This window comes from Accumulibacter sp. (genome assembly GCF_016789985.1).
Classification (GTDB): Bacteria; Pseudomonadota; Gammaproteobacteria; order Burkholderiales; family Rhodocyclaceae; genus Accumulibacter.
Genome location: NZ_JAEUOL010000241.1, coordinates 1 through 9,923 on the forward strand (window position 1 = coordinate 1; position 9,923 = coordinate 9,923).

The window sequence follows — 9,923 nt, forward strand, 5'->3', positions numbered from 1 at the left end:
GTGTCGATCAACTCGTGCAGGCCATTCAGAAATTCACCGCTGCCTACAACCAGAACGCCGCTCCCTTTGTTTGGCGGAAACGGGAAGTCAAGGGCGCAGCTACGAAATACTATTGTTAATCTATGCAATTAGACACTAGCTGGCTACTGTGAACACACCCCAGGATCGGACCAACTTTATTTGTTCCAGTCACAAGCGTCTCGCAAGTTTATTCGACAGTAACCGATTTCGCCAGATTGCGTGGCTTGTCGACGTCCGTTCCGCGCACCAGCGCGACATGATAGGCGAGCAGTTGCAGGGGCACGACATGCAGCAACGCTGACAGGGCGCCGTAGTGCTCGGGCAGATGCAGCACGTGTATCCCGTCGGATTCCTTCATTTCGCTGTCCGCATCGGCGAAAACCCACAGTTCCCCGCCACGGGCGCGCACTTCCTGCAGGTTGGACTTGAGTTTTTCCAGCAGGGTATCGTTCGGCGCAACGGCGATGACCGGCATGTCGCGGTCGACCAGTGCCAAAGGCCCATGTTTCAGTTCGCCGGCCGGATAAGCCTCGGCATGAATGTACGAGATCTCCTTGAGCTTCAGGGCGCCTTCCATGGCAATCGGATAGTGCCGGCCACGCCCCAGGAACAGGGCATGCTGCTTCATCGAAAAACACTCCGCCCATTGACGAATCTGCAGTTCGAGTTCAAGGATCTTGCCGACGGCCATCGGCAGGTGGCGCACGGCGTGCAGTTCGGCGGCCTCCTGCGCCTCGTCCAGGCGCCCGCGTACCTTGGCAAGGACGAGAGTCAACAGATAGAGCGCCGCAAGCTGAGTAGTGAAAGCCTTGGTCGACGCAACCCCGATCTCGGGCCCGGCGCGAGTAATGAAACGCAGGCTGTTCTCGCGCACCAGCGACGACTCGGGCACGTTGCAGATGCACAAGGTACGGGTCATGCCGAGCGACTTGGCATGGTGCAGTGCGGCCAGCGTGTCGGCGGTTTCGCCCGACTGCGAGATGGTCACCACGAGAGTCTGCGGATCGGATACCGAGTCGCGATAGCGGTACTCGCTGGCCACCTCGACCGAACAAGCGACGCCGGCCATCGACTCAAGCCAGTAACGCGCCACCAGGCCGGCATGATAGCTGGTCCCGCAGGCGATGATGAGCACCTGCCGCACCTCCTTGAGCATCGCCTCGCTCTCGGCGCCGAAGATGCCCGGCTGAACGCTGCGCGCCGCGCCGAGCAGTTCCAGGGTATTGGCCAGCGCCACCGGTTGCTCGAAGATTTCCTTCTGCATGTAGTGCCGGTAGTTGCCCAGCTCGATGGCCTCGGCCGAGAGTTGCGACTCGGTCTCGGGACGTTCCACCGCCGAGCCGTCGACCCGCGTGATGCGGTAACTGTCGCGCTTCAGCTCGGCGCAGTCGCCATTCTCGAGATAAACCATGCGTCGGGTGACCTGCACCAGGGCCGAGGCATCCGAGGCGGCGTAATAGCCGTCATCGCTCAGACCGAGCAGCAATGGGGCACCTTCCCGTGCAACGACCAGCCGGTCAGGCTCGGCCTCACGCAGGACGGCAATCGCGTAGGCGCCTTGCAGTTGCGCGACCGCCTGACGTACGGCACTGAGGAAATCGGTCGTGGTTTTCAGCTCATGCGCGATCAAGTGCGCAACAACCTCTGTGTCGGTGTCGGAGACGAACACATAAGCGAGTGCTTTCAGCCGTTCGCGCAGCGACTCGTGGTTCTCGATGATCCCGTTGTGGACTACCGCCAGACCGGCCGAGATATGCGGGTGGGCATTTCGCTCACAGGGCACGCCATGCGTGGCCCAGCGCGTGTGCGCGATACCTGTTTGGCCGCTGGCCAGGGTTTCATCCACCTGCGCGGTCAGTTCGGCCACCCGGCCAACCGATCGCAGGCGCTGCAGACCATCCTGGTTGATCAGCGCGAGACCGGCCGAGTCGTAGCCACGGTACTCAAGCTTGCGCAGACCTTCGAGCAGAACAGGAACGATATTGCGGTCGGCGACCGCGGCAACGATGCCACACATGGTCAGGTCACTTGTTGGATTTTTGTGGCCGTTTCCAGCCGGAAACGGAAAGCTGCCGGACGCGCGACAGGGTCAGCGTGTCCGCTGGCGCGTCCTGGGTCAAGGTCGTTCCGGCGCCGAGCGTGGCGCCGCGGCCCACCTTGACAGGTGCCACGAGCTGCGTATCGGAACCGATGAAGGCATCGTCCTCGATGATCGTCTGGTACTTGTTGGCGCCGTCATAGTTGCAGGTGATCGTGCCGGCGCCGATGTTCACCCGGCTGCCAACAACCGCGTCGCCGATATAGGCAAGGTGATTGGCCTTCGATTGGGCGGCGAACTTGCTGTTCTTGAGTTCGACGAAGTTCCCGACATGCACCCCGGCAGCGAGTTCCGTACCCGGACGCAGTCGGGCAAATGGGCCGATCACGCCATCCGGCCCAACGATGGCGTCTTCGATGTGGCTGAAGGCGGACAGGCGCGAGCCGGCGCCAATGTGCGCATTCTTCAGAACACAGGCCGGCCCGACTTCAACTGCCTCGTCAAGCACGACCCTGCCCTCGAACACGCAGTTCACGTCGATGAACACGTCGCGCCCACAGATGATTTCCCCGCGCACGTCAAGGCGCGCCGGATCGGCCAGGCGAACACCCTGCTCCATCAGGTGATCCGCAATACGCCGCTGCGCAACCCGTTCAAGCTCGGCGAGCTGCAACTTGCTATTCACCCCCAGCACTTCGGATTCCGCCAGCGGATGCGTGGTGCGTACCGGCAGACCGGCAGCAACCGCCATGCCGACAATGTCGGTCAGGTAGTACTCCCGCTGCGCATTGTCGTTCGACAGGCGACTGAGCCACTCGGACAGGCGCGACGTGGGCAGCGCCATGATACCGGTGTTGATTTCGCGAATCGCGCGCTCTTCCTGCGTGGCATCCTTCTGCTCGACGATGCGCGCCACCCGACCGGCGGTGTCACGCACGATACGACCATAACCCGAAGGATCGGTCAGCTCCACGGTCAGAATGGCCAGCGAGTCACGTGCCGCATGCACCAGTTTCTGCAACGTCTCGGCCCGGATCAGGGGCACATCGCCATACAGCACCAGGGTTGTTCCGGCTTCCGTCAGGAACGGTACGGCGAGCATGACGGCATGGCCGGTGCCAAGTTGCGGATCCTGCAACACCCAGGCCAGATCGGGGGCATCGACGGCGGCACGAACTGCTTCGCCGCCGTGCCCATGAACGATGCACAACTTCTGCGGAGCTAGGCTGCGCGCCGTGTCGATCACGTGCGAGAGCAGCGCCTTGCCGGCGAGCGGATGCAGAACCTTCGGCAGATTGGAGTGCATGCGCTTGCCCTGCCCGGCAGCGAGAATGACGATATTCATTTGTGCAGACTTGGTCAGACGCTACGTTTGCTTGCCTACGTGTTGCCCCGATTCGCAATTGGCCGGCGACGGCCTGACGCGGATTGCCCGCGCCTGACGGTGCCGGAAAATCCGATCGCTAGCCATCGGCCGTTTGTTGCAGCGAATTATTTCAGCTCCATGGGCCGAGAACCCACAAAAATGTCACGCTTTGCTCCTGTTGCCGCCCGGCTGGTGATCAGACAAGGTCGTTTGCCGAGCTTGCCGGCCCAAGTATACGCTGAAACAGAACTGGCTCAGACAAGGACATGGCGGGTCAGCACGGCAAACCGAATCGGCCGCCGGGCAGCTCAACGCGGCAGATCGGAACAGCCCATCAGGAAAAGATCGACTTCACGCGCACATTGCCGGCCTTCGCGAATCGCCCACACGACCAGCGACTGCCCGCGCCGCATGTCGCCAGCAGCAAACACCCTGGCCACATTGGTCGCATAACACCCCTCGCCATCGGTACTGGCGCGGACGTTACCACGCGCATCGAGCTCGACGGCCAGTTGTTCCAGCAGCCCCTGCCGGACCGGCGAGACAAAGCCCATGGCGAGCAATACGAGATCGGCCGGAATCTCGGTCTCGCTGCCGGGGATTTCGTTCATCCGGCCCTCGCTCCAGTCCACGCGCACGACTTTCAGTGCCCTTACCTTGCCGTTTTCGCCGATGAACTCCTTGGTCGAGACCGCGAAATCGCGGGTACAACCCTCTTCGTGCGATGACGAGGTCCGCAGCTTCAACGGCCAGTTCGGCCAAGTCAGACTCTTGTTCTCCTGCTCCGGCGGTTGCGGCATGACCTCGAACTGGGTGACCGACAGTGCCCCGTGCCGGTTGCTGGTGCCAACGCAGTCGGAACCCGTATCGCCACCGCCAATCACGACGACCCGCTTGCCGGTCGCCATGATCTGCGAGGGCACACGGTCGCCAGCATTGACCTTGTTCTGCTGCGGCAGGAACTCCATGGCAAAGTGTACACCGTCGAGATCCCGGCCGGGAACCACCAGGTCGCGTGGCGACTCGGCGCCGCCGGCAACGATCAGCGCATCGAACTCCGCCAGCAGCCGGTCCACCGGCACCGCGTTGGCTGCACTGCCGCCCACCTCCTGACCAACCCGGAACTCGACGCCCTCGGCCTGCATCTGCTCGACACGGCGATCGATATGCAACTTTTCCAGCTTGAAGTCGGGAATACCGTAGCGCAGCAGCCCTCCAATCCGATCACTCTTCTCGAAGACCACCACCGCGTGCCCGACACGTGCCAGTTGCTGTGCAGCCGCCAGACCCGCCGGGCCGGAACCGATCACGGCAACCTTCTTGCCGGTTTTGGTCTGCGCCACCTGCGGAACAATCCAGCCCTTTTCCCAGCCTTTATCGACGATCGCATGCTCGATCGACTTGATGCCCACAGGATCGGTGTTGATGTTCAGTGTGCAGGCTGCTTCACAGGGCGCCGGGCAGATACGCCCGGTGAAATCCGGAAAGTTGTTGGTCGAGTGCAGCACCACCAGAGCCTGTTCCCAGTTGCCACGAAAAACGAGGTCGTTCCAGTCGGGGATGATGTTGTTGACCGGGCAGCCCGTATTGCAGAACGGAATGCCACAGTCCATGCAACGCGCACCCTGTACGCTCGCCTGCTCGTCGCTCAGCACCCGGACAAACTCGCGGTAGTGCTTGAGGCGGGACGCGGCAGGCTCGGATGCCTCCACCAGGCGTTGATACTCCATGAATCCAGTCGGCTTGCCCATTGCTATGCTGCCTCCAGTTGCTTTTTCGCCGCCAGCTCGCTGAGCGCTCGCCGGTACTCGTGCGGCATGATCTTCACGAAGCGTCGGCGATAGCGCTCCCAGTCGTTGAGCACGCGCAGTGCCTGCCGGCTGCCGGTGAAGCGGTAGTGCTTGTCTACCAGTCCCTTGAGCAGCACTTCGTCGATCTCGCCGAGATGCCGCACATCCACCTTGCCATGGCCTTCCAGATCGTCACCGGCGTCGCTGCCCTGGCGAGCGACCAGCTCCTCCTCGACCGGCTCCAGCGATACCTGCGCCATGTTGCAGCGTGACTCGAAGGTACCCTCTTCATCGAGCACGTAGGCCACGCCGCCCGACATGCCGGCGGCGAAGTTGCGTCCGGTCATGCCGAGCACGACCACCGTGCCGCCCGTCATGTACTCGCAACCATGATCGCCGACACCCTCGACAACGGCGGTGGCACCGGAGTTGCGGACGGCGAAGCGCTCGCCCGCGACGCCGGCAAAGAAGGCCTCACCTTCGGTCGCCCCGTACAGCACGGTATTGCCGACAATGATGTTGCTACGGCTCTCGCCCCGGAACCCGGCGTTGGGACGAACGACAATTCGCCCGCCCGACAATCCCTTGCCAACATAGTCGTTGGCTTCACCGACCAGATCGAGCGTTATGCCACGCGCGAGGAAGGCGCCGAATGCCTGTCCCGCCGTGCCCCTGAAACGGATGTCGATGGTTCCTTCCGGCAATCCGGCATGTCCGTAGCGCTCGGCCACCCGACCCGACAGCATCGCTCCCACCGTGCGGTTGACGTTACGCAAGGGCAGTTCGATCTCCAACTTCTCGCCCTTCTCGAGCGCCGGCCCGGCGAGTTCAATCAGCTGCTTGTCCAGTGCCTTGCCCAGACCATGATTCTGCTGCTCACAGTGAAACACCGGCGTCCCGGCTTTGTTCTCGGGGCGATGGAAGATGCGGCTGTAGTCCAGCCCCTGCGCCTTCCAGTGACTGATGCCCTTGTGCATGTCGAGCAAATCACAACGACCGATCAGTTCATTGAAACTGCGGATACCGAGCCCGGCCATCAGTTCGCGCACTTCCTCGGCGACGAAGAAGAAGTAGTTGACCACGTGTTCGGGCTGCCCGGAGAAGCGGCGGCGGAGCACCGGGTCCTGTGTCGCCACCCCCACCGGACAGGTATTGAGGTGGCACTTGCGCATCATGATGCATCCTTCGACAACCAGCGGCGCCGTGGCAAAACCAAACTCGTCGGCGCCCAGCAAGGCACCGATCAGCACATCGCGCCCGGTCTTCATCTGCCCGTCGACCTGCACCCGGACCCTGCCGCGCAACCGGTTGAGCACCAGCGTCTGCTGCGTCTCGGCAAGCCCGAGTTCCCAGGGCGAACCGGCATGCTTGATCGAAGACTGCGGACTGGCACCCGTTCCGCCATCGTGCCCGGCGATCACCAGGTGATCGGCCTTGGCCTTGGTTACGCCGGCAGCGACCGTACCGACACCCACTTCGGAAACCAGTTTGACGCTGACCGACGCCTTCGAATTGACATTCTTGAGGTCGTGAATGAGTTGTGCCAGGTCTTCGATCGAGTAAATGTCATGGTGCGGCGGCGGAGAAATCAGCCCGACCCCTGGCACCGAGTGCCGCAGGAAGCCGATGTATTCGGAAACCTTGTGCCCCGGCAACTGACCGCCCTCACCGGGCTTGGCGCCCTGCGCCATCTTGATCTGCAGTTGGTCGGCATTGACCAGGTACTCGGCGGTGACCCCGAAACGGCCGGAAGCGACCTGCTTGATCGCCGAGCGCAGACTGTCGCCTGGCTGCAACTGGTAATCCCGCTCGATGCGAGTCTTGCCGACGACGTCGGAAACCATTTGGCCGCCTTGCAGGACCTGGAAGCGTGCCGGGTCTTCGCCTCCCTCACCGGTGTTCGACTTGCCGCCGAGACGGTTCATCGCGATCGCCAGGGTGCTGTGGGCCTCGGTCGAGATCGAGCCGAGCGACATGGCACCGGTCGTGAAGCGCTTGACGATCTCCTTCGCCGACTCGACCTCATCGAGCGGTACGGCTGGTCCGGCCGGCTTGAATTCGAACAGGCCGCGCAGAGTCATGTGGCGCCGTGTCTGATCATTGATCAGCTTGGCGTATTCCTTGTAGGTCTCGTATTTTCCGCTGCGCGTCGAGTGCTGCAACTTGGCAATCACCTCCGGTGTCCACATGTGCTCCTCGCCGCGCACGCGATAGGCGTATTCACCTCCCGCGTCGAGCATGGTCGCCAGCACCGGGTCATTACCGAATGCCTGCCGATGCAGGCGAATCGCCTCTTCCATGACCTCAAAGACACCGATTCCTTCGACCTGCGTCGAAGTTCCGGTGAAATACTTGTCGACCATCTTCTTCTGCAAACCGACCGCCTCGAAGATCTGTGCGCCGGTATAGGACATGTAGGTCGATATGCCCATCTTGGACATCACCTTCAGCAGACCCTTGCCGACTCCCTTGATGAAGTGCTTGATCGCCTTGTCACCCTTCTCGGCATCATCCCCCACCATCTGCTGCAGGGTTTCCAGGGCCAGATAGGGGTGCACGGCTTCGGCGCCGTAACCGGCCAGCAAGGCAAAATGATGCGTCTCGCGAGCCGCGCCGGTTTCAACCACCAGGCCGACTCGCGTGCGCAGACCCTTGGTCACCAGGTGGTGATGGATCGCCGAGGTCGCCAGCAGCGCGGGGATTGCCACATGCTCGGCGTCAAGCCTGCGATCGGACACGATGAGAATGCTCGACCCCTTGTGAACGTGATCCTCTGCCTCGGCACACAGCGACGCAAGACGCGCTTCGACGCCCTCGTTGCCCCAGCTCAAGGGGTAGCAGATGTCGAGCTCAGCCGAATGGAACTTGTTGCCGGTGTAGGTGGCGATACGCCGCAGCTTCGCCATGTTGTTGAAATCGAGCACCGGCTGCGCAACTTCGAGACGATACGGAGGGTTGATCTCGTTGATCCCGAGCAGGTTGGGTTTGGGGCCGATGAAGGAGACCAGCGACATCACCAGCTGTTCTCGAATCGGGTCGATCGGCGGATTGGTCACCTGCGCAAAGAGTTGGCGGAAGTAGTTGAAGAGCGGCTTGCTGCGATTCGACAGAACGGCCAGGGGCGAATCGTTGCCCATCGAGCCGGTCGCCTCCTCCCCCGAAGTCGCCATCGGCTCAAGAATGAACTTGAGATCCTCCTGGCTGTAACCGAAGGCCTGCTGCCGGTCGAGCAGCGTCGCCGGGAAGACGGGCTCGGGCACGCTCTTCGGCGTCGGGAGTTCGTCGAGCTTGATGTTGATGCGGCTCAACCAGTCCTGATAAGGCTTGGTGCGCGACAGCGTCTCCTTGAGTTCCGTATCGTCGATGATGCGACCCTGGTCGAGATCGATGAGGAACATCTTGCCCGGTTGCAGACGCCACTTCTTGATGATGCGCTCTTCCGGAATCGGCAGAACACCCGCTTCCGAGGCCATCACCACCAGATCGTCGTCGGTGACGAGATAGCGCGCCGGACGCAAGCCGTTGCGGTCGAGGGTGGCACCAATCTGCCGCCCATCGGTGAAGGCGACGGCGGCCGGACCATCCCAGGGCTCGATCATCGCGGCATGATACTTGTAGAAGGCGCCCCGCCGCTCGTCCATCAACGTGTGCGACTCCCAGGCTTCGGGAATCAGCATCATCATCGCGTGTGCCAGCGAGTAACCGCCCATCACCAGCAATTCCAGCGCGTTGTCGAACGATGCGGAATCGGACTGGCCAGGATAGATCAACGGCCAGATCTTCTCCAGATCGGCGCCCAGCAGCGGCGACCAAGTGCCCTTTTCGCGCGCCCGCATCCAATTGTAGTTGCCGCGCAGGGTGTTGATCTCTCCATTGTGCGCGATCATCCGGAACGGGTGGGCCAGCTGCCAGGTCGGGAAGGTGTTGGTCGAGAAACGCTGATGCACCAATGCCATGGCCGAAACGCAGCGGGGATCCTTGAGGTCGGTGTAGTACTCGCCTACCTGATCAGCCAGCAGCAGACCCTTGTAGACTACCGTGCGTGCCGACATCGACGGCTGATAGAACTCCTTGCTGTGCTTCAAGCCCAGGGCCTGAATGAAGTTCGCCGCACTACGGCGGATGACGTAGAGTTTGCGCTCCAGTGCATCGGTAACCATGATGTCCGGGCCGCGACCAATGAAGATCTGGCGGATGACCGGCTCCCTGGCCCGCACCGTGGGCGACATGGGCAGAGCTCGATCCACCGGCACGTCGCGCCAGCCGAGAACGACCTGATGCTCGGAGCGTACGGCACGCTCGATCTCTTCCTGACAGGCCAGTCGCGAAGCCGATTCCTTCGGCAGGAATACCATGCCGACACCATAGTCACCGGGGGGCGGCAACTGTATACCCTGCCGCGCCATCTCTTCACGGAAGAAAGCATCCGGAATCTGGATCAGAATGCCTGCCCCGTCCCCCATCAGCGGATCAGCACCAACCGCTCCGCGGTGATCGAGGTTACGCAGGATCAACAGGCCTTGCTCGATGATCGAGTGACTCTTCTGGCCCCGCATATGCGCCACAAAACCGACGCCACAGGCATCGTGCTCATTGGCCGGGTCGTAAAGCCCCTGCCCGACAGGAATAGCCGAATCCATCACGCTCGAATCCTCATAAAACAAAGACGATACCCAGGCGACCTCGACTGCAAGTGTCACGCAGCCGC

The 9,923-nt window shown here is 62.0% G+C and carries 4 protein-coding genes and 1 pseudogene; 1 reads left to right on the plus strand and 4 read right to left on the minus strand.

The window, feature by feature from the left end; genetic code table 11:
• Positions 1-132 (plus strand): annotated as a pseudogene (locus tag JNK99_RS13745) (IS630 family transposase); the annotation flags it as partial.
• A gap of 76 nt (positions 133-208) precedes the next feature.
• On the opposite strand, the gene glmS reads toward JNK99_RS13745, so the two are convergent.
• The 4 genes from glmS to JNK99_RS13765 form a co-directional block, all read right to left on the minus strand.
• Positions 209-2,038 carry a glutamine--fructose-6-phosphate transaminase (isomerizing) gene (gene glmS / locus JNK99_RS13750; RefSeq protein WP_291854048.1) on the minus strand — a complete coding sequence of 610 codons (1,830 nt, stop codon included), beginning with the start codon at positions 2,036-2,038 and terminating at the stop codon, positions 209-211.
• A gap of 7 nt (positions 2,039-2,045) precedes the next feature.
• Positions 2,046-3,404, minus strand: coding sequence for a bifunctional UDP-N-acetylglucosamine diphosphorylase/glucosamine-1-phosphate N-acetyltransferase GlmU (gene glmU / locus JNK99_RS13755; protein WP_291854050.1), 1,359 nt, complete (start codon positions 3,402-3,404; stop codon positions 2,046-2,048).
• 329 nt (positions 3,405-3,733) lie between these two features.
• Positions 3,734-5,176, minus strand: a complete 1,443-nt coding sequence (locus JNK99_RS13760; protein ID WP_291854052.1) for a glutamate synthase subunit beta — start codon at positions 5,174-5,176, stop codon at positions 3,734-3,736.
• Between the two features lie 2 nt (positions 5,177-5,178).
• The gene (locus JNK99_RS13765) at positions 5,179-9,855 is read right to left on the minus strand and encodes a glutamate synthase-related protein (protein ID WP_291854054.1); all 4,677 of its coding nucleotides are present in this window, start codon (positions 9,853-9,855) and stop codon (positions 5,179-5,181) included.
• Positions 9,856-9,923 lie beyond the last annotated feature (68 nt).

Coding starts and splice junctions, on each gene's coding strand:
- glmS (WP_291854048.1), bottom strand. CDS start 2,038: ATGTGTGGCATCGTTGCCGCGGTCGCCGACCGCAATATCGTTCCTGTT.
- glmU (WP_291854050.1), bottom strand. CDS start 3,404: ATGAATATCGTCATTCTCGCTGCCGGGCAGGGCAAGCGCATGCACTCC.
- JNK99_RS13760 (WP_291854052.1), bottom strand. CDS start 5,176: ATGGGCAAGCCGACTGGATTCATGGAGTATCAACGCCTGGTGGAGGCA.
- JNK99_RS13765 (WP_291854054.1), bottom strand. CDS start 9,855: ATGGATTCGGCTATTCCTGTCGGGCAGGGGCTTTACGACCCGGCCAAT.